This is a genomic window from Dickeya parazeae Ech586, from assembly GCF_000025065.1.
Taxonomy (GTDB): Bacteria; Pseudomonadota; Gammaproteobacteria; order Enterobacterales; family Enterobacteriaceae; genus Dickeya; species Dickeya zeae.
Map to the genome: position 1 here is coordinate 4102375 of NC_013592.1, position 21899 is coordinate 4124273.

Consider the following 21899-nt stretch of genomic DNA (forward strand, 5'->3'; position numbering starts at 1 on the left):
AAATTAAACCGGTGCCTTCAACCCGAAGAACTCACGGGCGGCCACCACATCGTCGGCGATTTGCTGCTTCAGCGCATCCAGCGAAGCAAACCGCTGCTCACTACGTAATTTTTTACACATCACCACATCTATATGTCGCCCATACAGATCCAGTGTGACATCCAACAAATGCACTTCCAGTTGCTGACGTTTATCGCCCGTTACGGTCGGACGGGTACCAATATTGGCAACACCGGGCAACGGCGCTTCACCCAGTCCGTACACCTGGACGGCATAGACACCGCTTACCGGAGAAACCTGACGTTTCAAAGGCAGGTTGGCCGTTGGAAAACCGATGGTGCGTCCCAGCTCGTTGCCGTGCACCACCCGACCAGAGATACTGAACGGGTGCCCTAACAGCTCCTGCGCCAGCGTCAGGTTGTCCTGCGCCAACGCTTCACGTACGGCGGTGCTGCTCACCCGTTTGCCACTGCTACAAAAGGTCTGCGTGCTGATCACGTCGAAATTCTGTTCGACACCCGCTTTCTGTAATAACAGGAAATCCCCCTCGCGACCAGCCCCGAAGCGGAAGTCATCCCCCACCACCAGAAATTTCACCCCTAGCTTTTCCACCAACAGGCTGGAAATAAAGGTACTGGCATGGTTGGCGGCAAAGTGGGCGTCAAAGGTCACGCACAAGAGATAATCCACACCGGCCTGCGCCAGATACTTCACCTTATCGCGCAGCCGGGTCAACCGTGCCGGTGCTTTCTCTGCGGCAAACAGCTCCAGCGGCTGAGGCTCGAAAATCATCACCATGACCGGTAACCCGCGAGCCTGACCTTCCTGCTTCAGGCGTTCAAGCAATGCCTGATGCCCGCGGTGGACACCGTCAAAGTTACCAATAGTTAGCACACAGCCGTAATGGCAGGCCTGGAGATTGTGTATACCGCGTATTAGCTGCATAACTGGCTCAAAACAGTGGAAATCGGCGGATTATACCTTGTACAGCGACCAAGGTTAACCCGCGATTCATGCCTTTTGTTGCCATGTCAGCGTATTTCGCCTCCCCACCGCAATGAGAATTTTTCACCTGGCCGATAACAGGCGCATCGGCGGACTCACGGCTTTTAACCCGTAATCAAACGCTTGACGCGACAAAGGCGGCAAAGGGCGAATTTATGACGCGAAAGGCTGTATTCCCGACGCTTAAGCTGCTAAAATCCCGCGCCATCACAACGTAACAAGCGCTGGCGTACAAACGGCGCTTATTTGCACAAATCCATTGACAAAAGAAGGCTAAAAGGGCATATTCCTCGGCCTTTGAATTGTCCTCGATAGAATATATTTGGGAGTTGGACCTTGGCTAATATCAAATCAGCTAAGAAACGCGCCGTACAGTCTGAGAAGCGCCGCAAGCACAATGCAAGCCGTCGCTCCATGATGCGTACTTTCATCAAGAAAGTGTATGCGGCCATCGCCACTGGCGATAAAGAAGCTGCGCAGAAAGCATTTAATGACATGCAACCGATCGTGGACCGTCAGGCCAGCAAAGGTCTGATCCACAAAAACAAAGCTGCTCGTCATAAATCCAATCTGACTGCGCAGATCAACGCGATGCAGTAATCACGTTTACGTGATGAATCGCTGAAGAAACCGGCTCAGGCCGGTTTTTTTGTGCCTGCCAAACGGCAAAATATCCTTATTCACAAAACGCTATTCACAAAACAGGGAAGAGAAATCTTCGTTGCAGACGCGTTGCACCGCCGGGTGTTGGATCATGCGTTCGGCAAAAATAACGTAATACTCATCCTGAATATTGTCGATGCGGCCAATCTCTACAATCTCGCCTTGCGCCACCATTTCATCGGCATGCAGCGATGGCGCGACAAAAATCGCATCGTGACTCATACCAAAAGCGGTCATCAATGCCGCATCATCGAACTCGCCCATGATATCCACTAACAGATTCTGCTCACTAAACCAATTGAGCAACTTGCGCCCCAGCATCGTACGGCGGGCAGGAATTAATAGCTTACTTTGCGACAGGCAGGCGGGAAAAGGGACACCTGGCCCCGGACGACGGCTATAAAAACTCACCCCGCACTCACCCAGTTTGCGGGAAAATAACCCGGCCTGCTGGCCGGAATCCACCGGGCAATCAGACAAAATCATATCCAGTTTGTGCTGACTCAGCTGTTCAATCAGCAGCTCATGAGTGGATTCGAAGCAGCGCAGGTGAATCGGCATTTGTTCATTCACCACCGTTTCCAACACCCGACTTACCAGTCGTTTCGACAAGGCATCCGCCACGCCGACGTCAAACAGCAAGCTGGATTCTTTGCGGTAGTTCACGATATCCAGCATCTCCTGACTCAAGGCAAACATCTTGTCCGCATAGCGAAATACCAGTTGCCCCAGCTCTGTTGGCTCCAGCCCACGGCCTTTACGCTTGAACAACTTTCCCTGTAGTCGCTCTTCCAGCAGTTTTATTTGCCCGGTAATCGTTTGTGGCGTCAAAAATAGCCGTTCGGCGGCGGCAGCCACCGAACCGGTCTTACACACTTGCCAGAAATAGTAGAGATGATTGAAGTTGATATGCGCCATAGGCCCGCGTCCCTTCACTCATGCATAGTTCATTCATGCATAGTTCATTCATACCGAGTTAGCGCTGTGCCGCAGGCAACACCGCACGCAATGTCAGGTAGCCCAACACTGCCGTGGTCAGCGACGTCAGCAAAATAGCCAGCTTGGCATACAAGATATCCTGTGCCGACACATCGCCAAACGCCAGCAGCGTAATGAAGATAGACATGGTAAACCCAATACCGCACAACACCGACACCGCCATCACCTGACGAAAATCCACGCCAGCCGGTAACCGGCCAAGCCCAAGGCGGATCACCAGCCAGCTAAATAACGACACACCAATCGGCTTGCCCACCAGTAATCCGCTGGCGATACCCAACGTTAATGGCGACAGCAAGTGCCGGAACTCAACACCCTGCAACGAAATACCGGCATTAGCGAAAGCAAACAGTGGGATCACCAAAAAGGCAATCCAACTCGCCAGCCCATGCTCCAGCGTACTGGCAGGTGAAGGATGCCCCGCCGGAACGCGCAGGGGAATAAAGAATCCCACAATCACCCCGGCAAGCGTAGCATGCACGCCAGATTTCAGAATACATACCCACAGCACGATACCAACCAACAGATAGGCCGAGGTTTTCATCACCTGCTGGTGATTCATGTACGCCAGTACCGCGATGGCGGCCAGTGCGCCTGACAGCGCCAGCCAATGCAACTGCTGTGTATAGAACAAGGCAATGATGACGATAGCCCCCAGGTCGTCAATGATCGCCAGTGCCAGCAGAAACACCTTTAACCCGGTTGGCACTCGTTTACCCAACAGCACCAGGATACCGACCGCGAAAGCGATATCCGTCGCCGTCGGAATCGCCCAGCCGGAGCGAGTTTCTACCTCAGTGGCGTTGAACAGCAGGAAAAACAGCGCGGGCACCAGCATCCCACCAAACGCCGCCACCACCGGCAATATGGCCTGACGTCGACTCGCCAGCGCACCGACGACCAATTCGCGTTTCACCTCCAGCCCTACCTGCAGGAAAAACAGCGCCATCAAACCGTCATTGATCCACAACAGCAGCGGTTTGTTGATATCCAGTGCACCAATTCCCAGCACAACCGGTATCTCCAGAAAGGCGTGATACCACGGCAGCGTGGCGGGGATATTGGCAACCAGTAACGCCAGCAGCGTGGCGATAATTAAAATCATACCGGCAGCCGCTTCCAGGCCGGTTAAATAGCGAAACAGCTTTATCATTTTTGTCTCCCTTACCCCATCGACGGGCATCACGGCCCGATAATGAGATGCAAGGTTAAGCTACAGCACTCATCGTTAAAAGCAGTTTTAAACTGGATTATTACTCGAAGAAACCGAATAGTCAGATAATATCTATAAAAACAATGGCTGTAAAAAAACCAGCCGGGTTACCCTGGCTGGCTTTTATTAAGACGGGCGGAGAATCGACTTATCGCGTCAGGTCATCAAAGAATTTTTTCACACCGTCGAAGAAACTTTTGGAGCGTGGGCTGTTGCTTTCGCCAGTCGGCCCACCGAAACTTTCCTGCAATTCCTGCAACAGCTGTTTTTGACGATCGCTCAAGTTGACCGGGGTTTCTACCACCACCCGGCACAGCAGGTCGCCTTGAACGCCACCACGAACCGATTTCACACCTTTACCGCGCATACGGAACAGTTTACCGGTTTGCGTTTCCGCTGGTACTTTCAGCATCACCCGGCCATCGAGCGTCGGCACTTCGATTTCGCCTCCCAGCGCCGCCATCGCGAAGTTAATCGGTACTTCGCAATAGAGGTTATTGTCTTCACGCTGGAAGATCGGGTGTTCACGCACTTGCACCTGAACATACAAATCGCCTGCTGGCGCGCCAAATTCTCCCGCTTCCCCTTCACCTGCCAGGCGGATGCGGTCACCAGTATCGACCCCTGCCGGGATCTTGACCGATAGTGTTTTGCTCTTCTCGACGCGGCCATGACCGTGGCACTTCGTGCAAGGGTCTTTGATGATTTTCCCGCGCCCATGACAGTGCGGACACGTCTGCTGCACCGTAAAGAAGCCCTGACGCATTTGCACCTGTCCGTTGCCGTGGCACGTCGGGCACGTGACCGCATTGCTGCCCGGCTTGGCACCGCTGCCATGGCACACGTCACACTCCTGCAGCGTCGGGATACGGATCTCTTTCGTGACGCCGCGTACCGCTTCTTCCAGCGTCAGCTCCATGGTGTAACGTAAATCAGAGCCGCGACTTGCACGCTGACGGCGTCCGCCGCCAAAGATATCGCCGAATACATCACCAAAAATATCGCCGAAATCAGCGCCGCCGAAACCACCGGCGCCACCGCCTCCCATGCCACCTTGCTCAAACGCGGCATGTCCATACTGATCGTAGGCGGCGCGTTTCTGAGCATCGGTCAAAATCTCATAGGCTTCTTTGACTTCCTTGAACTTGGCTTCAGCCTCTTTATCACCCGGATTGCGGTCCGGATGATATTTCATCGCCAGCCGTTTATAAGCCTTTTTGATGTCGCGTTCATCAGCGTCTTTCGCAACACCCAGAATTTCGTAGTAGTCTTGCTTCGCCATTCTTTTTTCCTGCCCTCAACATGCGTGCACGGGCGCAGAGTTTCCCCGACGCCCGTGCTGGTTGCCAGCAACAGTATGAGCTACCGCTACTGCGCCCGCTTAAGGGCGATTATTTCTTGTCTTTGACTTCTTCGAACTCGGCGTCGACCACATCGTCATCCTGACGGGCGGCATTGTCAGCGCCCGCCGCACCGGCCTGAGCCTGTTGCTGCTGAGCCGCTTCCAGCAGTTTGGTCGATGCTTCCGCCAGTTTCTGGATTTTCGCGTCGATATCCGCTTTATCTTCACCTTTCAGCGCAGTTTCCAGCGCTTTCAGTGCTTCTTCAATAGCGGTCTTGTCAGCGGCAGCCAGCTTGTCGCCGGTTTCTTCCAGTTGCTTACGGGTGCTATGCAGCAGGTGGTCACCCTGGTTGCGTGCCTGTACCAGTTCTTCAAACTTACGGTCCGCTTCGGCGTTGGCTTCAGCGTCACGTACCATCTTCTGAATTTCGTCCTCATTCAGGCCCGAAGAGGCTTTGATGGTGATGTTCTGCTCACGGCCACTGTTCTTGTCTTTAGCCGATACATGCAGGATACCGTCGGCGTCGATGTCGAACGTCACTTCAATCTGCGGCATACCGCGCGGTGCCGGCTGGATACCGTCCAGGTTGAACTGGCCCAGCGACTTGTTATCGTGAGCGCGCTTACGCTCACCCTGCAGTACATGGATGGTCACCGCAGACTGGTTGTCTTCCGCCGTTGAGAACACCTGACTGTGTTTGGTCGGGATGGTGGTGTTCTTGGTAATCAGCGGGGTCATCACGCCGCCCATGGTTTCGATACCCAGAGACAGCGGAGTCACGTCTAGCAGCAGAACGTCTTTTACGTCACCGGCCAGCACGCCACCCTGTACGGCAGCACCGATCGCCACTGCTTCATCCGGGTTAACGTCTTTACGCGGCTCTTTCCCGAAGAAATCGGCCACTTTCTTCTGTACCAGCGGCATACGTGTCTGACCACCGACCAGGATCACGTCGTGGATTTCGGACACGGACAGGCCAGCATCCTGCAACGCCACTTTCAGCGGTTCCAGTGAACGGGTTACCAAGTCTTCAACCAGCGATTCCAGTTTGGCGCGAGTCACCTTGATATTCAGGTGTTTCGGACCCGTAGCATCGGCTGTGATGTACGGCAGGTTAACATCAGTCTGCTGAGCGGAAGACAGTTCAATCTTCGCTTTTTCTGCCGCTTCTTTCAGACGCTGCATCGCCAGCGGGTCGTTACGCAGGTCAAAGCCCTGCTCTTTTTTGAATTCGTCAACCAGATAGTTGATCATACGGCTATCGAAGTCTTCGCCACCCAGGTGGGTATCACCATTGGTCGCCAGTACTTCAAAGGTTTTTTCGCCGTCCACGTCATCGATTTCGATGATGGAAATATCGAACGTACCACCACCCAGGTCATACACAGCGATGGTGCGGTTACCAACACCTTTGTCCAGACCGTATGCCAGCGCAGCGGCGGTCGGTTCGTTGATGATACGCTTCACTTCGAGGCCCGCGATACGGCCGGCGTCTTTGGTCGCCTGACGCTGAGCATCGTTAAAATAAGCCGGAACGGTAATGACTGCTTCGGTGATGGTTTCACCCAGATAATCTTCCGCCGTCTTTTTCATTTTTTTCAGCACTTCTGCGGAAATCTGCGGCGGAGCCAGTTTCTGGTCTTTGACTTCTACCCACGCGTCACCGTTGTCAGCCGGAATAATTCTGTACGGCATGATGTTGGTGTCACGCTGAACTTCTTCATCCTGGAAACGACGACCAATCAAACGTTTGATAGCGAATAGTGTATTTTTCGGGTTAGTCACCGCCTGACGTTTAGCCGGTTGGCCAACCAGAGTTTCACCATCTTGCGTATAAGCAATAATGGAAGGCGTGGTGCGATCACCTTCGCTGTTTTCCAGTACTTTGACCTGCGTACCGTCCATAATCGCTACACAAGAGTTGGTTGTACCCAAGTCGATACCAATAATCTTACCCATCTAAACATCTCCACTTAAAAGTCATATTCGGTGTGGTGGTTTAACCTACTATGCGGGCGAAATACTACTTTTCAACACCCCAAAATCGTCATTATCTTTTCAGTCAAACCGCTTCGATGACTCTAAGATGGGGACGACAATTCCGGCATCAAGGGGGAGTAACCAAAAAAAACTGCATCTTCCCGGTTTTTGATCAAATTATTCGCCACCTATCTGGTTGTATCGCCTATTCCCGCCCGCTATGATGCCGCGCTCGCCGCAGAAAAGGGATTAACCCGGCCTGACAGCGGGTAACGGCGGCACGCCGTTCATCTCGAAGGCGTGTCCGTCGGGCAAACTTTGAGACACAACACCACATTGACCATTTTGTTATTGCTGAGGATGTATGCACGAGAAAACGTTGGCGAATCCGGGCCCATTGGGACTGATGGGCTTCGGGATGACCACCATTTTGTTAAACCTGCACAACGCAGGCTTTTTCCCACTGACTTCTATTATTCTGAGCATGGGCATCTTCTACGGCGGTATCGCCCAGATCCTGGCTGGCCTGCTGGAATATAAAAAAGGCAACACATTTGGCGTCACTGCCTTTACGTCCTACGGCGCATTCTGGTTAACGCTGGTTGCTATCATCATGCTGCCGAAAATGGGTCTGGCGGAAGCGGCCGATGCACAGTTCCTGGGGGTATTCCTGGCACTGTGGGGCATTTTCACCCTGTTTATGTTCTTCGGCACACTGGGTGCCAACCGCGCACTGCAATTCGTGTTCGCCAGCCTGACCGTACTGTTCGCCCTGCTGGCGATCGGTAACATCACCGGCAACCACGCACTGCTGACCTTCGCCGGTTACGAAGGCATTATCTGTGGTGCCAGCGCCATCTACCTGGCAATGGCCGAAGTGCTCAACGAGCAGTATGGCCGTACCGTACTGCCGATTGGTGCCCGCGGCGCACACTGATAGACCGGCATGATGTACGCTATCAGGTAAAAAAAGAGAGACGCATAATTGCGCCTCTCTTTTTTATTCACATGTTTTATTCACATACTTTGATCACAGCAGTTATACGCTGGCAGGCGACGTCACCTGCTCTGCTTTCGATTCCACCTCACGGTGGGTCTGACTCTGCAGATAAACGCCCAGCATCAGCCCTAATGCACACAACGCCAGCACATAAAACGCAGGTGCCATCGGCGTCCATTTCATCAGCAACGTGACAAAAATTGGCGTCATACCACCAAAAATGGCGTACGCCACGTTGTAGGAAAATGAAATGCCGGAAAAACGCACCGCTGCCGGGAATGCGCGCACCATCACGTATGGCACCGCGCCCACGACCCCAACGCTCAATCCCGCCAGCGCATAGCTGATAAACAACACGCCATGACTCATGGCCGCGTGGGAATAAAAGAACCAACTGCATACGGCAAACAGCAGGCTACCAATAATAAAGGTGCGACCGACGCCAATCCTGTCCGACGCCAGACCGGCAATAATGCACCCCACCATCAGCATAATGGTGGCCAGACTATTGGCCTGCAATGTCAACGCCGCCGGAATACCGTACAGTTTCTGCAAATACACCGGCGCCATCAAGATCACCACCACAATGCCCGCTGATAACAGCCAGGTTAGCAACATACTGACCACTATCGCCTTTTTATGGTGGAATACGATGGTTTTGAGCGGCAATTCATCCGCCAACGCCTTATGCGCCTGCATTTCGCGGAAAATCGGCGTTTCCTGCAACCAGCGGCGCAGATACAAGGCAATCAACCCAAAAATACCGCCGATAAAGAACGGGATACGCCAGCCACCGGCAACAATCTGACCAGGCTGCAGTAAGGTATTGAGCACAGTGGCGACCATCGAACCAAACAGAATGCCGAGCGTCAGCCCGGCAGTCAGCGTGCCGCAGGCAATACCAATACGGGAACGGGGAACATGTTCCGCCACAAACACCCATGCGCCGGGTACTTCACCGCCAATCGCCGCCCCTTGCAGCACCCGCATCAACAATAACAGTAACGGAGCCGCGATACCGATGGAGGCGTACGTCGGCAACATCCCCATACCCAGCGTAGGTAATGCCATCAGCAGGATACTCAGGCTGAACATTTTCTTGCGACCGACACGATCGCCAAAGTGCGCCATCACGATGCCGCCTAACGGGCGCGCCAGATAGCCTGCGGCAAAGATGCCAAAGGTCTGTACCTGCCGCAGCCATTCGGGAATATCGGACGGGAAAAACAGGTCACCAATAACAGCGGCGAAAAAGACGAAGATGATGAAGTCGTAAAACTCCAGCGCGCCGCCCAGTGCCGCCAACGAGAGGGTTTGATAATCGTGTCGATTCAATCGACGATGCTGCTCACCAGCCATAAATCACCGCGCAATGCCAGTACGATAAGAAAATAATTTTATATTATCGTGTAAATAAAAAATTACTATAGCGGCAAACTTTTGACACACCAGTGCCACGCGGCGATTCTTGGTTCAATACGTCAACTTCAGCTTTTTATATCGCGTATCGCACTCTTAGGACGAAAAGCGACTACCACGTCAGGATTGGTTTCGATATAAGGCCCTTCCAGCAGTTGGATGCAGTAGGGAACACTGGCAAAAATACCCGGCACGATAACCTGCCCTGAGGCATCTTTCAGGCCTGACAGGGTTTCACGAATAGATTTCGGCTGCCCCGGTAGATTGAGAATCAATGCCTGCTTGCGAATAACACCAACCTGACGCGACAAAATCGCGGTGGGCACAAAACGCAGGCTAATCTGGCGCATCTGTTCGCCGAACCCCGGCATTTCCCGGTCGGCAACCGCCAGCGTGGCGTCAGGCGTGACATCACGGCGCGCCGGCCCGGTACCGCCCGTCGTCAGCACCAGATGACAACCACATTCGTCCACCAGCTCACACAGTGTTTGCTCAATGAGCGGTTGTTCATCCGGCACCAAACGGGTTTGCACATCAAAAGGGGTGCTCAGTGCTTCGCTCAGCCATGCCTGCAGAGCCGGAATGCCTTCATCCTGATAAACCCCGCTGGACGCGCGATCAGAAATGGATACCAAACCAACACATAGACTGTTCATAAGCACCTCTTGTTTATCCAAAAATTAGTTCTATCAGCCAGATTAATCATCCAATGCATTAAACCCATTCAAAAATCTGCTCACTAATGAGACAATGCTTGAGATCTGCGTGATGTCATCAACAACCGCGCCATGACCATGCACAATAGCTAACGATTCAACGAGTTAATTCTCAACTATCGATTAATATTTTTGACCATAATAATAATTAAGAGTCTACCCCAGCTTGCATGATTATCGCAGTCAGATTGCACAGGGAGAGTACGCGTAAATCATCACGTGAATAACGGCTACACTGATTCCGGGCTCCGGAAACCCGCGTAGCGCCTCAACGAGGCTGATTTTGCAAGTAATATCAGGGCCGGACAATAGCGTACCACCGTGCAGTTCAGGAAAAGTGAATGAATGTTATTAAAAGTCACCTGGTAAGGTTGTTTGCCAATCCATTTTCCGCTTTTGTCTTGTTCGGCTTGTTCTCCGTTGCGCTGACCAGCCTGTTGTTGCTGAATTCCCGTCAAAAAGACTGGCAGGAAGAAAAACGTAGTTTCGACAATATAATCCGCCTGTACGATGCCAATAACATGGGTGGCGACGTCACTGAAAGCGATCAGTTCTACAAAGTCGGCAATTCTATGTTTTCCCGGGTGCGCATTATGGCCTTCAACACCCACGACACCCGCCACGAATGCATCAACCGCCTGTCGGAACTCAACCTGCCGCTTAATGATATGGCGATTATCCGGGTCTGCCAGAATATGCTGGCCTCAGCGGGCAATTCGCCGGAAAAAGATCAGTTTATTACCGTGATGCCTATCCTCTCGCCCACCGACAAACTGATCGGTGCGCGCGTACGCATCACCACCTTGAGTAATGTGCCCGGCTTTATCAACATTCTTACCTCTTCTGCAGAAGTCGTCACGCTGGTTTGCATCAGCCTGCTGATTGCCATTATGGGCAGCCTGTTGTCGCTGTTTACGAAGAAGTACCTGATAGAACTACCTGCCACCGCCCGTTACGACGATCTGACCGGTGTTCTGCGCCGGGATGCATTTTACCAGTTGGCCAACCGCGCATTAAAAGTCGCCTATCAGGAGGATAAGCCGCTCTGCGCGATGCTGATTGATATCGACCATTTCAAGCAGGTGAACGACACATGGGGGCATGCCGCTGGCGATAAAACGCTCAAAACCATTGCCGACATTATTCGACACTCGTTTCGTAACCGTGACATCATTTGCCGTCTGGGTGGTGATGAATTTGCCGTTGTGCTGCCCGGTATCACGCTGGAAAATGCCATGCGTGTGGCAGAACGGGTCAGAGAAGGGATCCATGAATTCGGGTACAACGCCACCTCGGTAGCACCGGGAATTACCGTCAGCATTGGGCTGGTGGCCGCAGAACTGCCCGATGAGAGGCTGGATGAAATTATCCGCCGTGCCGACGTTAATCTCTATCAGGCCAAACGATCACGCAACTGTACCGTCGCCACGCAGCCCGCATCGGCCCAACAGGAGATGACAGAAACAACAACGGCCAGCGCCAGCTGACCGTTTTCGACAGACACTCGGTATTCAACCCTACCGGTGTAAACCTTACTGCAAGCAAGTCGTTATAACAGATAACGTCTTACAGCAGGTCGGCGATCATTTTTTCCAGTTTTTCCTGGTCTACCGCAAACTTACGGATACCGTCGGCCAGTTTATCCACCGCCATCGGATCCTGATTGTGCTGCCAGTAAAACTCAGACTCAGTCAGCTTAGCCGGACGGGCTTTCACTTCGCCCTGATAAGACAGCTTACGCACCACGTCGCCCTGGCTTTCCGCCAGTTCTTTAAGCAGTGCAGGGGCAATCGTCAGACGGTCGCAACCCGCCAGTTCCAGAATCTCGCCCGCATTACGGAAGCTGGCGCCCATGACCACGGTTTCATAACCATGCGACTTATAGTACTCATAGATATCAGTCACGGAGACAACACCCGGGTCTTCGTGCGCAGCGAACTCTTTCTTGTCGCCGTTGGCTTTATACCAGTCCAGAATGCGACCTACGAACGGAGAAATCAGGAACACACCGGCTTCTGCACAGGCACGTGCCTGGGCAAACGAGAACAGCAGTGTCAGGTTGCAGTTGATGCCTTCTTTTTCCAGCCGCTCAGCAGCGCGGATACCCTGCCAGGTGGAAGCCAGTTTGATCAGAATACGGTCGTTGCTGATACCGGCGTCGTTATACAGTTTGATCAGACGTTTTGCCTTGGCAACGCTGGCTTCGGTATCGTAAGAAAGACGGGCGTCAACTTCGGTAGAGATACGGCCCGGAATCAGCTTAAGAATTTCCAGACCGATATTGACGGCCAGTTTGTCAGTCGCATCAACAAGCTGCTGCTCGCGTTTGCTGCTCTGCGCGCGGGCCCAGACTACAGCGTCATCAATCAGCGCACGGTATTCCGGAATCTGCGCGGCATTCAAAATCAGGGAGGGGTTGGTAGTGGCGTCCTGCGGCTGGTAAAGCTTCATTGCCGCGATATCGCCGGTATCTGCCACTACGGTGGTGAATTGGCGTAGGGAAGTCAGTTTATCCGTCATGTTGGCCTTTCTCATTGTTTGTGCATGAACTGGTGGCAGGAACTGTCGCCAGAGCCTGATAATAACACGCGCCAAAGACCGCGCAAGCGGACCAGCGAAAAACCAGCCAAAAGAAAAAACAGAAAATTAAGATTAAAAATCAATAAAATAACCAACATTCATTTTTATTTATTCTTGTTTTTAACCAAAAATCGCGCGCTACACCACACACCGCCGATTTATCCTGCCTGTCGCAGCTATCGCCCCTTTTTTACCGACTTTTGCTACAGTAAGGCCTGCCAATACACCAACGGGATATGCTTATGCTCATCACCCTTTCACCTGCTAAAACGCTGGATTACACCAGCCCGCTGCCGACTCAACGCCATACGCAGCCTGCGCTGCTGGCGTACTCCCAGCAACTGATACAGCATTGCAAGCAATTGACCCCGGCGGATATCGCCTCGCTGATGAGCATCAGCGACAAACTGGCGGACCTGAATGCCGCTCGTTTTCAGGAATGGAGCCCGGAATTTTCGCTGGATAACGCGCGTCAGGCGCTGCTGGCCTTCAAAGGTGATGTCTATACCGGTCTGGCAGCGGAAGATTTCAGCGAGGCGGATTTTGATTTTGCCCAGCAGCATTTGCGCATACTGTCCGGCTTGTATGGCGTATTACGTCCATTGGACCTGATGCGGCCTTACCGTCTGGAAATGGGCATTCGGTTGAAAAACGACGTGGGCAACGACCTGTATCAGTTTTGGGGCGATACCATTACCGAAACGCTTAATCAGGCACTGGCCGAACAAAACGACGATGTCCTGATCAATCTGGCCTCAGACGAGTACTTCAAATCCGTCAAGCCAGCCAGACTCAAGGCACGGATTATCAAACCCGTCTTTTTGGATGAAAAGAACGGCAAGTTCAAGGTGATCAGTTTTTATGCCAAAAAGGCTCGCGGACTGATGAGTCGCTTCATCATTCAAAATCGGCTGACACAACCGGAACAGCTAAAAGATTTTAACAGCGATGGCTATTACTTCGACCCTGCCGACTCATCGGCGGACGAACTCGTCTTCCGACGCCGCGAGCGCGATGCCTGAAAACATGAGCACAAGGTTTAGCGTGCTTTAAACAAAAACGACCGGAAGGTGGTTCCCCATTTTCCGGTCGTTTCGCAAGGTCGTCGTGAGGGCCAGTCTGCCTCACTACCCAGAGTAGATTAGTACGGCAGCTCCATCAGGAATTTACGCAGCAGCGCAAAATCCGGGGCGAAGTGGTGTGACAGCAATGCCAGATCTGCACGATCAGCCAGCGCCTGCGGTAACGGCAAGGTTTTACCCAGAATAGCTTCCACACTCTCTTTAAACTTCGCCGGATGGGCAGTACCCAGGAACAGGCCGTATTCACCCGGTTGCAGTTGGTCACGCAACAAACGGTAAGCGATAGCCGCATGCGGCTCCGAGGTATACCCCAGCGCTTCGAGTTCCAGCATGGTGGCTTTGGTGGTTTCGTCACTCACCGCACCGAACGCCAGATCCTTCAGTTGCCAGTTTTTACGGCGGAACAACTCCTCCACGCGCGGCCAGTTGTTTGGCTGGCTCACATCCATCGCATTAGAGAGCGTCGCCACTGTTGGGTTCGGCTGCCAGGCACCGCTTTGCAAAAAGCGTGGCACGGTATCGTTCGCATTGGTCGCGGCGATAAAACGTTTCACCGGCAAGCCCAGCGATTTTGCCAACAGGCCTGCGGTCAGATCGCCGAAGTTACCACTGGGCACCGATACCACCAGTTGGTTACGTGCTTCCTGCGGCAACTGCGCCACCGCTTCAAAATAGTAACTGATCTGCGCCAGCAGACGACTGATGTTGATGGAGTTGGCAGAGTTCAGCCCGATAGCACGCTTGAGCTCTTCATCATCAAACGCCTGCTTCACCAGCGCCTGACAGGCATCGAAATCGCTGTCGATGGCGATAGTGTGGATGTTGCCACCCAGAGTACAGAACAGTTTCTCCTGCAACGGACTGATTTTGCCGTTCGGGTACAGAATCACCACACGCACATTCTTCAGGCCGTAGAACGCATGAGCAACCGCGGCCCCAGTATCACCAGACGTCGCGGTCAGAATCGTGATTGGTTGATCGCCCGCCACTTCCGCCAGCATCTGCGCCATCAAACGGCCGCCGAAGTCTTTGAACGCCAGCGTCGGACCGTGGAACAGCTCCAGCGCGGCAATATCCTCGCTCACCGGCACGACCGGTGCCGGGAAGCGGAACGCCGCTTTCACACGCTGGTAGACGATTTCATCGGACATTTCATCACCCATGAACGCCGACAGGATGCGGCTACTACGGGTGACAAAATCCTGCTCCAGCAGTTCATCAACGGTCGTGCGGTCGAATTCAGGCAGCTCCAACGGGAAAAACAGGCCCTGATTGCTTCCCAGTCCTTTACGGATCGCCTCGGCGAAATTCACCTGTTCATTGTGATCTTTCAGATTGTACAGTTTCATGCGTTATCCCAGTTGTCGCGCGCCTGCGGTATCCAGACGGCAAATATGAACAAAACCTTCGTCGTTCTGCAGATAGTTTTCCCGCAGCCAGTTTGCCAGGCGCTGTGCAACGTCCATGTCGTTGCACACGGAAAACAGCGTCGGCCCGGAACCGGAAATGCCACAGGCCAGCGCCCCTAATTCGTTGGCAGCCTGGCGCGCCTCGGCGAACCCCGGCAGCAGGCGCGTACGATACGGCTCAGCGATCACGTCTTTCATCAGTGTGGCCGCCAGTTCCGCCTGACCGGTATGGCAGGCGTGAATAAAGCCCGCCAGATAGCGACCGTGGCTAATACAGTCTTGACGGCGATACTGCGCGGGTAAGATTGCCCGCGCTTCAGCCGTGGACACTTTGATGCCCGGATAGGCCATCACCCATAACCAGTCGTCAAATCCCGGTACTGGCTGGCTGATGATGCCCTTCTCTTCTATCATCAGTTGCACGCCACCCAGAAAGCACGGCGCAACATTGTCGTAATGTACGCTACCGGAAATGCGGCCTTCCAGCTCACCCATCAGCGCTAACAGTCGGGTATCATCCAACGGCTTGCCACAGAATTCGTTCATCGCCATCAATCCGGCGACCACCGAGCAGGCGCTGGAGCCTAAACCCGATCCAATCGGCATGTTTTTTTCCAGCGTCATGGCAACCGGCACGGTCTTGCCAATCTCCTGACAGAACCGCTCCCAGCACTGATAAACGATGTTATCTTTCGGGTTATCCGGCAGCTTACTGACAAAACGCCCTTCATTGTGCAGGCTGAACAGATCCGCTTCGCGCACGCTAACGCAATCGCCCAACAGGGTACCATCCACCGGCGATACCGCCGCGCCCAGCACATCAAACCCCACACTCACATTCCCAATGGATGCCGGGGCATAAATCTTCACCATTCTCACACTCCCACCTTCCACGACAGCGTACGCAGCAGGTCTGCAAATACCCCGGCCGCCGTCACATCATTACCTGCCCCGTACCCTCGCAACACCAGCGGCAGCGGCTGATAGTAGCGGCTGTAGAACGCCAGCGCATTCTCACCGTCCTTCACTTTGAACAACGGATCGTTACCGCCTACGGCACTGATCGTCACCTGGCATTTGCCGTCTTCGATCTTACCGACGTAGCGTAACACTTTACCTTCTGCGCGCGCGGCTTCAACCCGGCTGGCAAATTCGTCATCCAGTTGCGGTAAACGTTCCAGAAAACTGGCCACATCGCCCTGCGCGTATTCCGCTGGCAGCACAGAGTCAACCTGAATATCTTCCAGCTCCAGCTCATACCCGGCCTCACGCGCCAGGATCAACAGCTTACGCGCCACATCCATGCCAGACAGATCGTCACGCGGGTCCGGCTCGGTAAAGCCTTTTTCTTTCGCCAGCAACGTCGCGGCGGACAACGGCATGCCTTCATCCAGCTTGCCGAAGATAAAGGACAGGGAACCCGACAAAATACCGTTAAAGCGGATGAGCTCATCACCGGCATTCAGCAGATTTTGCAGGTTTTCGATAACCGGCAAGCCAGCGCCAACGTTGGTGTCATACAGGAATTTTCGACGTGATTTCGCCGCAACCTGCCGCAACTGGTGGTAGTAACGCAGTGAGCCGGTGTTGGCTTTCTTATTCGGCGTAACGACATGGAAACCGTCTGCCAGAAAATCGGCATATTGATCGGCCACGACCTGACTGGAGGTACAATCGATGATCACCGGATTGAGCAGGTGATACTCTTTCACCAGACGGCTGAGCGCGGCCGGGCTGAATGGCTCACGCGCACGCGCCAGTTCGTCACGCCAGCGGTCCATCGGAATACCGTGCACGTTGGTGAGCATTGCTTTGGAATTGGCAATGCCGCACACCCGCACATCAATATGTTTTTGTTTGAGCCATGACTGCTGGCGCTGGATTTGCTCCAGCAGCGCGCCGCCTACACCGCCCACACCAATCACAAAGACGTCCAGCGTCTGATTGGTGTTAAACAGCATCTGATGCGCTACCCGCACACCTGTGGTCGCTACGTCGTTGTTCACGACAACCGAGATTGAGCGTTCGGACGACCCCTGTGCGATTGCCACAATGTTGATATTGGCGCTGGCCAGTGCGGTAAACAAACGCGCCGACAAGCCACGCAGCGTGCGCATGCCGTCACCCACCACGGAAATAATCGCCAGTCGCTGCACCACATCCAGCGGCTCCAGCACACCCTCTTTCAGTTCCAGATAGAATTCGTCTTCCAGCGTTTTGCGCGCACGCGACAGCTCATTTTGGGATACACAGAAGCTGATGCTGTATTCAGAAGAGGACTGGGTAATGAGTACCACCGAAATACCGGCACGCGACATCACGGCAAACACACGCGCGGCCATCCCGACCATCCCTTTCATGCCGGGGCCGGAAACGTTGATCATCGCCATGTTATTGAGATTGGTGATGCCTTTGACCGGATAGCGGATATCGTCGCTTTCCAGCCCGATGAGTGTGCCCGGGGCTTGGGGGTTTTCGGTATTCTTGATAAGGCAGGGGATTTGGAACTGGGCGATAGGAGCGATAGTGCGGGGGTGGAGAACTTTGGCACCGAAGTACGATAATTCCATCGCTTCCTGATAGGACATCGACTTCAACAATCGCGCGTCAGGCACCTGACGCGGGTCACAGGTGTACACGCCGTCAACATCCGTCCAGATCTCACAGCAATCAGCACGCAAACATGCGGCCAGCACCGCCGCCGAGTAGTCAGAACCATTGCGGCCCAGCACTACCAGTTCGCCTTTATCATTACCGGCGGTAAAGCCTGCCATCAGGATCACATGGTTCGCCGGGATCACCAGGTCATTAATACGGCGGGTAGATTCAGCGATATCAACCGTGGACTCCAGATAGTGACCCTGCGCCAACAGACTACGAACCGGATCGATGACCGACACCTGATAGCCACGCGCCTGAAATACCGCTTCCATAATCGCGATGGAGAGTTTTTCGCCCCGGCAGATAATGCCTGCGTTGACACTATCCGGGCATTGCCCCAGCAACGCGATGCCGTGTAATACTTGTTTGAGCTGGGCGAACTCTTCATCTACCCGCGCTTTCAGTCGGTCATAAGCAAAACCGGGCTGGGATTGGGCCAGTCCCTGCAATAAATCGGCAAAAATGACTTCTGCTTCGATGATATTTGGCTGGATGTCCTGTTTCGCCACGGTTTTTTCAATCATGGCGACCAAATGGTTGGTGATTTTCGCCGGTGCTGACAGCACCGTCGCGACCTGTCCCTGTCGTGCATTACTTTCGATGATATCGGCAACACGCGCAAACCGCTCCGCGTTGGCTACCGAGGTCCCGCCAAATTTCAACACTCGCATCTTGTCTATTCTCCTGAATTTTTTCTGGCCAAAAACGCCAAAGCGCCTTTGAAAACCGCTTGCAACAGCCTTGTATCCTTGACGGGCAGAAACAAGCCCGCAATAACTGTAAAAAAAAAGCCCGCACTCTGAAGTGCGGGCTTTTTCTGGATTCATCTGTACGCGTCAGCCCGCACCGTTACTGGTAGTACCGGTGGTAATAATAATGGTGGTGGTAACCTGGCTGGTGTAATGCATCGCGTAGCGTTCTCGTGATTCAAAAAATATCTGCCCTATTAGTTAGGGCAATCGCCTTGCTAAGTCAACGGATTTCTTCATTTCGCTGTTTGCTCCACGATAACCTCAATGGGGAAAGCCTCTGCAGAAAAACAAAAAAGCCAGACAATTATTCAGTAAATACGGCTTGCCGATATGTTTCGCCGCATTACCTTCATTTCCCCTTATCTTCTGCCGACAAGGCTTTTTCTACATCATGCAACAGTCTGTGCAACATGGCGTTATCCCGCTGCTCCAATAACCCAAGACGTTGCTGGAGCCAGTCACGCAACTTTTCATCCTGCTGCGCACCAACCCGAACCAGCAAGCGCGAAAATCGCTCACGCAGCGCTCCCAACTGCCCTGACTCCGCAGGCATCGGCTCCGCTACCGCCACCTGCATCAACGACGCTAACTGATAGCAATACACCATTACCGCCTGCCCCAAATTCAGTGATGGATAATCCGCCGCCATCGGCACACCGGTCAGGATGTCTGCCAGCGCCAGCTCTTCATTTGTCAGCCCGGAGTCTTCCCGGCCAAATACCAGCGCGGCAGAACTTATCCATTGCTGTTTTTCCTGCAACACCGCCAGCAGTTGGGCTGGTTCGCAATAGTAATGAAAACGCGCACGACTGCGGGCGGTTGTCGCCACCGTAAAATCAATATCCGCTAACGCGTCGGCAAGCGTCGGAAAAACGTCGACAGCATCCAGAATATCGCCGGAACCATGCGCCACCCAGCGCGCCGCGGGTTCAAGATGCGCACGGCTATCCACAATCCGCAAACGACCAAACCCCATCGTTTTCATGGCCCGCGCTGCCGCCCCAACGTTCTCAGGCCGGGCTGGTGCCACTAAAATGATATAGAACTGCACATAACCTCCCAAACGACACCTGGCAGGTGCGCTGACGATTCAGATATAACGGCGATTTAGCCAGCCCTCTAGCGGGTTGGGTATACCAGACAGATGGACCGAAACGTCAACCCCGACACTCCAGCCAGGATGGGATAACCCCGTGAAAATGGAAACGCTTCAGCTATAAGCATTTATTATGCCGTGGTCAGTATAAAAATGTTAAATTGTGATAGATAGCAGCATTCGTAGCGCGTTTTCCACAAAGCGCTAACGTGCTACAATGAAATTTGATATATGTCAATGGAACCGTAGATTTGCCAGTCGGTGAAATCAGTGCTCACTGTTATGTTGCTGTTAATAAGGTTAAACTATGCGCCACAATAGGCCCTGTTGAAAAACCTCATCGCTACCTGTTATCAGGCCGCGCGTCAGGTGAAAACAAGTGCATCAACACGTATTTGCGTACTTGAGTCGGTCGGCGAAAAAACGGTGAACATGATTTTCCAAAGCGCCCGAGAGAACCAGGACTTCTGTACTTTCGAATCTCTATATTAGTTGGCAATTTTAGGTAGCAAACATGCAGACCCCCCACATTCTTATTGTCGAAGACGAGTTGGTAACTCGTAATACCCTCAAAAGTATTTTTGAGGCTGAGGGATACGTTGTTCACGAGGCCACAGACGGCGCCGAGATGCATAACATACTGTCCGAGCATGATATCAATCTGGTCATTATGGATATTAATCTGCCGGGCAAGAATGGCTTATTACTGGCACGTGAACTGCGTGAACAGGCAAGCGTAGCGCTGATGTTCCTGACTGGTCGTGACAACGAAGTCGACAAAATTCTGGGCCTGGAAATCGGCGCGGATGACTATATCACCAAACCGTTTAACCCACGTGAGCTGACTATCCGCGCACGCAACTTGCTGTCCCGCACCATGAATCTGGGTGGCGGTACGGAAGAACGTCGTCTGGTTGAAAGTTACCGTTTCAACGGCTGGGAGCTGGATATCAACAGCCGCTCACTGGTCAGCCCGAATGGCGAACAATACAAACTGCCGCGTAGCGAATTCCGCGCTATGCTACATTTCTGCGAGAATCCAGGAAAAATCCAGTCACGTGCCGAGTTACTGAAGAAAATGACCGGTCGCGAGCTGAAGCCGCATGACCGTACGGTCGATGTGACTATCCGCCGTATCCGCAAACATTTCGAATCTACCGCCGATACGCCGGAAATCATCGCGACTATTCACGGTGAAGGTTATCGTTTCTGCGGCGATCTGGAAGACTGATCGTCAGCACATCGGGTACCACTAAAAAGCCGGGATTGCTCCCGGCTTTTTTATTCACTCGCGGTTATTCTCACAATAATCGTCGTTATTTCACCCAAGGCAGAATCGGTACTGCACTGAGCGCATTCTTCGGCGAACCATCCACCAGACGATCAGAATAGGTTAGATACACCAGCGCATTACGTTTCGCATCGTAAAAACGTACGACCTGCAATTTCTTGAAGATCAGCGACGTTCGCTGCTGAAATACCACGTTACCCTTGCCTTTACTGCTGGTGATCTTGTCACTCAGGGTGATGGGCCCTACCTGCTGACAAGAGATAGCGGCATCCGATGTATCTTCCGCCAGGCCAAGCCCACCTTTGATGCCACCGGTTTTCGCTCTGCTCAAATAACAAGTGACATTCGCCACATCCGGATCATCAAACGCTTCCACCACGATTTTATGGTCTGGACCTAACAGTTTAAACGCCGTATCCACCGAACCTATCTCTTCCGCCCTGACGGAGGTGATACCGAAAAGCAGGGCTGCAACCGTCAATATAACGTGTCTTTTCATCATCATTGCCACTCTCTCACAATTGCCGTTCTTTCGCTCGTTGCCATCATGGCGTAGTTTCTGTGGTCTACAGACCGTTTGTCAGATAGATTTCTCTGGTGGCCTATGTTAATCAAATTCTTTATTCATAAGGCACAAAAATCTTGGTAAGTGCACCAGGGAAAAAGTTGCTATTATGCCGAGCTTATACG

Annotated in this window: 18 protein-coding genes and 1 other annotated feature; of the genes, 5 read left to right on the plus strand and 13 right to left on the minus strand. The window is 53.0% G+C overall.

Features of this window, described 5'->3' with window-relative positions; genetic code table 11:
* Window positions 1-3: 3 nt before the first annotated feature.
* Window positions 4-945 (minus strand): bifunctional riboflavin kinase/FAD synthetase, encoded by a 942-nt coding sequence (ribF, locus tag DD586_RS17830; RefSeq protein WP_012886219.1) that lies wholly within the window; start codon window positions 943-945, stop codon window positions 4-6.
* 396 nt (window positions 946-1341) lie between these two features.
* Here ribF and rpsT point away from each other — a divergent pair, with 396 nt between their 5' ends.
* Window positions 1342-1605: a 30S ribosomal protein S20 gene (gene rpsT / locus DD586_RS17835; protein WP_012768310.1), complete on the plus strand. Its 264-nt coding sequence runs from the start codon at window positions 1342-1344 to the stop codon at window positions 1603-1605.
* A 90-nt stretch (window positions 1606-1695) separates the two neighbouring features.
* Here the strand turns inward: rpsT and nhaR are convergent, their stop codons facing one another.
* The 4 genes from nhaR to dnaK form a co-directional block, all read right to left on the minus strand.
* Window positions 1696-2586 (minus strand): transcriptional activator NhaR, encoded by an 891-nt coding sequence (nhaR, locus tag DD586_RS17840; RefSeq protein ID WP_012886220.1) that lies wholly within the window; start codon window positions 2584-2586, stop codon window positions 1696-1698.
* Between the two features lie 58 nt (window positions 2587-2644).
* A complete protein-coding gene (nhaA, locus tag DD586_RS17845) occupies window positions 2645-3820 on the minus strand; it encodes a Na+/H+ antiporter NhaA (protein ID WP_012886221.1) in 1176 nt (391 codons plus the stop codon).
* 208 nt (window positions 3821-4028) lie between these two features.
* Window positions 4029-5162 carry a molecular chaperone DnaJ gene (gene dnaJ, locus DD586_RS17850; RefSeq protein ID WP_012886222.1) on the minus strand — a complete coding sequence of 378 codons (1134 nt, stop codon included), beginning with the start codon at window positions 5160-5162 and terminating at the stop codon, window positions 4029-4031.
* Between the two features lie 109 nt (window positions 5163-5271).
* Window positions 5272-7182 carry a molecular chaperone DnaK gene (dnaK, locus tag DD586_RS17855; RefSeq protein WP_012886223.1) on the minus strand — a complete coding sequence of 637 codons (1911 nt, stop codon included), beginning with the start codon at window positions 7180-7182 and terminating at the stop codon, window positions 5272-5274.
* Window positions 7183-7567: 385 nt separating this feature from the next.
* Here dnaK and satP point away from each other — a divergent pair, with 385 nt between their 5' ends.
* Window positions 7568-8140, plus strand: coding sequence for an acetate uptake transporter (gene satP / locus DD586_RS17860; RefSeq protein ID WP_012886224.1), 573 nt, complete (start codon window positions 7568-7570; stop codon window positions 8138-8140).
* 102 nt (window positions 8141-8242) lie between these two features.
* On the opposite strand, the gene DD586_RS17865 is transcribed toward satP, so the two are convergent.
* Complete coding sequence (locus tag DD586_RS17865; protein ID WP_012886225.1) at window positions 8243-9562, minus strand: MFS transporter; 1320 nt, start codon at window positions 9560-9562, stop codon at window positions 8243-8245.
* Between the two features lie 128 nt (window positions 9563-9690).
* Window positions 9691-10278 carry a molybdopterin adenylyltransferase gene (gene mog, locus DD586_RS17870; RefSeq protein WP_012886226.1) on the minus strand — a complete coding sequence of 196 codons (588 nt, stop codon included), beginning with the start codon at window positions 10276-10278 and terminating at the stop codon, window positions 9691-9693.
* 401 nt (window positions 10279-10679) lie between these two features.
* Between mog and DD586_RS17875 the strand changes: the two genes are divergently transcribed.
* Window positions 10680-11825, plus strand: a complete 1146-nt coding sequence (locus DD586_RS17875) for a GGDEF domain-containing protein (protein ID WP_012886227.1) — start codon at window positions 10680-10682, stop codon at window positions 11823-11825.
* 79 nt (window positions 11826-11904) lie between these two features.
* Here DD586_RS17875 and tal read toward each other — a convergent pair whose 3' ends face one another.
* Window positions 11905-12858, minus strand: coding sequence for a transaldolase (tal, locus tag DD586_RS17880; RefSeq protein WP_012886228.1), 954 nt, complete (start codon window positions 12856-12858; stop codon window positions 11905-11907).
* A 302-nt stretch (window positions 12859-13160) separates the two neighbouring features.
* On the opposite strand from tal, the gene yaaA reads away from it, so the two are divergent.
* Window positions 13161-13940, plus strand: coding sequence for a peroxide stress protein YaaA (gene yaaA, locus DD586_RS17885; RefSeq protein WP_012886229.1), 780 nt, complete (start codon window positions 13161-13163; stop codon window positions 13938-13940).
* A 119-nt stretch (window positions 13941-14059) separates the two neighbouring features.
* On the opposite strand, the gene thrC is transcribed toward yaaA, so the two are convergent.
* The 4 genes from thrC to DD586_RS17905 form a co-directional block, all read right to left on the minus strand.
* Window positions 14060-15349 carry a threonine synthase gene (gene thrC, locus DD586_RS17890; protein ID WP_012886230.1) on the minus strand — a complete coding sequence of 430 codons (1290 nt, stop codon included), beginning with the start codon at window positions 15347-15349 and terminating at the stop codon, window positions 14060-14062.
* A gap of 3 nt (window positions 15350-15352) precedes the next feature.
* Window positions 15353-16282: a homoserine kinase gene (gene thrB, locus DD586_RS17895; RefSeq protein WP_012886231.1), complete on the minus strand. Its 930-nt coding sequence runs from the start codon at window positions 16280-16282 to the stop codon at window positions 15353-15355.
* 2 nt (window positions 16283-16284) lie between these two features.
* The gene (thrA, locus tag DD586_RS17900; RefSeq protein WP_012886232.1) at window positions 16285-18741 is read right to left on the minus strand and encodes a bifunctional aspartate kinase/homoserine dehydrogenase I; all 2457 of its coding nucleotides are present in this window, start codon (window positions 18739-18741) and stop codon (window positions 16285-16287) included.
* A gap of 110 nt (window positions 18742-18851) precedes the next feature.
* Window positions 18852-18968 (minus strand) — a sequence feature (Thr leader region).
* Window positions 18969-19171: 203 nt separating this feature from the next.
* A complete protein-coding gene (locus tag DD586_RS17905; protein WP_012886233.1) occupies window positions 19172-19873 on the minus strand; it encodes a tRNA/rRNA methyltransferase in 702 nt (233 codons plus the stop codon).
* A 559-nt stretch (window positions 19874-20432) separates the two neighbouring features.
* Here DD586_RS17905 and arcA point away from each other — a divergent pair.
* Window positions 20433-21149: a two-component system response regulator ArcA gene (gene arcA, locus DD586_RS17910; RefSeq protein ID WP_012768295.1), complete on the plus strand. Its 717-nt coding sequence runs from the start codon at window positions 20433-20435 to the stop codon at window positions 21147-21149.
* Window positions 21150-21234: 85 nt separating this feature from the next.
* Here the strand turns inward: arcA and creA are convergent, their stop codons facing one another.
* On the minus strand, window positions 21235-21711 hold the full coding sequence (gene creA, locus DD586_RS17915; protein WP_080516800.1) for a protein CreA: 477 nt from the start codon (window positions 21709-21711) through the stop codon (window positions 21235-21237).
* Between the last annotated feature and the right edge of the window lie 188 nt (window positions 21712-21899).